Here is an 800-nt window from a genome sequence, read left to right on the forward strand (position 1 = left end):
CGGCGAGCCGCTGTACGTGCGCGAGGACGTGGGCCGGCACAACGCCGTCGACAAGGTGGTGGGAGCCGGCCTGCGCGACGGCGCCCTGCCCGCTGCCGGGACGGTGCTCCAGGTCAGCGGGCGGGCGTCGTTCGAGCTGGTGCAGAAGGCCGCGCGGGCCGGGATCCCGGTGCTCTCCGCGATCTCGGCGCCGTCGACCCTCGCGGTGGACCTGGCCGAGGAGTGCGGCCTGACCCTGCTGGGGTTCGTCCGGGGCGACTCGATGAACGTCTACACGCGGGCGGACCGGCTGCGGTGAGGCGGGGCGGTCGGTGCGAGGCGGCGGGCGAGGAAGTCCGCGGCGGTGTCCATGGCGCGGGCCGCCGTCGCCTCGGTGGCATGGTGGTGCTGGAAGACGTGCGCGCTGCCCGGGTAGACCTCCAGCGTCACCTCGACGTCCGCCTCGGCTGCCCGGGCGGCCAGCAGGGTGCTGTCGTCGAGCAGCACCTCGGCAGAGCCCACCTGGAGCAGGAGCGGTGGCAGGCCGCGCAGGTCGGCGAGCACCGGGCTGGCCAAGGGGTTGCGGGCGTCGGCGCCGTCGGGCAGGTAGGTGGCCGCATACCCCTGGATGTCGGCGGCGTCGAAGATCGGGTCGACGCTCTCCTTGCCCGTGAGGCTCGCACCGGAGAGCGTCAGGTCTAGCCAGGCGGAGAAGGTGACGACGGCGACGGGCAGCGGGAGCCCGGCGTCACGGGCGGCCAGCACCGTGGCCAGGGCGAGGCCGCCGCCCGCCGAGTCGCCCGCGACGACGACGCGTGCCG

The 800-nt window shown here is 75.4% G+C and carries 2 protein-coding genes; one reads left to right on the forward strand and one right to left on the reverse strand.

What is annotated here, in order from left to right:
* On the forward strand, positions 1-298 hold a 298-nt coding region (locus PROKR_RS10450; protein WP_036962873.1), incomplete at its 5' end, for a formate dehydrogenase accessory sulfurtransferase FdhD.
* On the opposite strand, the gene PROKR_RS37350 is transcribed toward PROKR_RS10450, so the two are convergent.
* Positions 271-800: alpha/beta hydrolase fold domain-containing protein (locus PROKR_RS37350; protein WP_245605785.1), on the reverse strand; the 530-nt coding region annotated here is incomplete at its 5' end. The two genes, PROKR_RS10450 and PROKR_RS37350, sit on opposite strands and share 28 nt — an antisense overlap.

The organism is Promicromonospora kroppenstedtii DSM 19349 (genome assembly GCF_000515355.1).
Taxonomy (GTDB): Bacteria; Actinomycetota; Actinomycetes; order Actinomycetales; family Cellulomonadaceae; genus Promicromonospora; species Promicromonospora kroppenstedtii.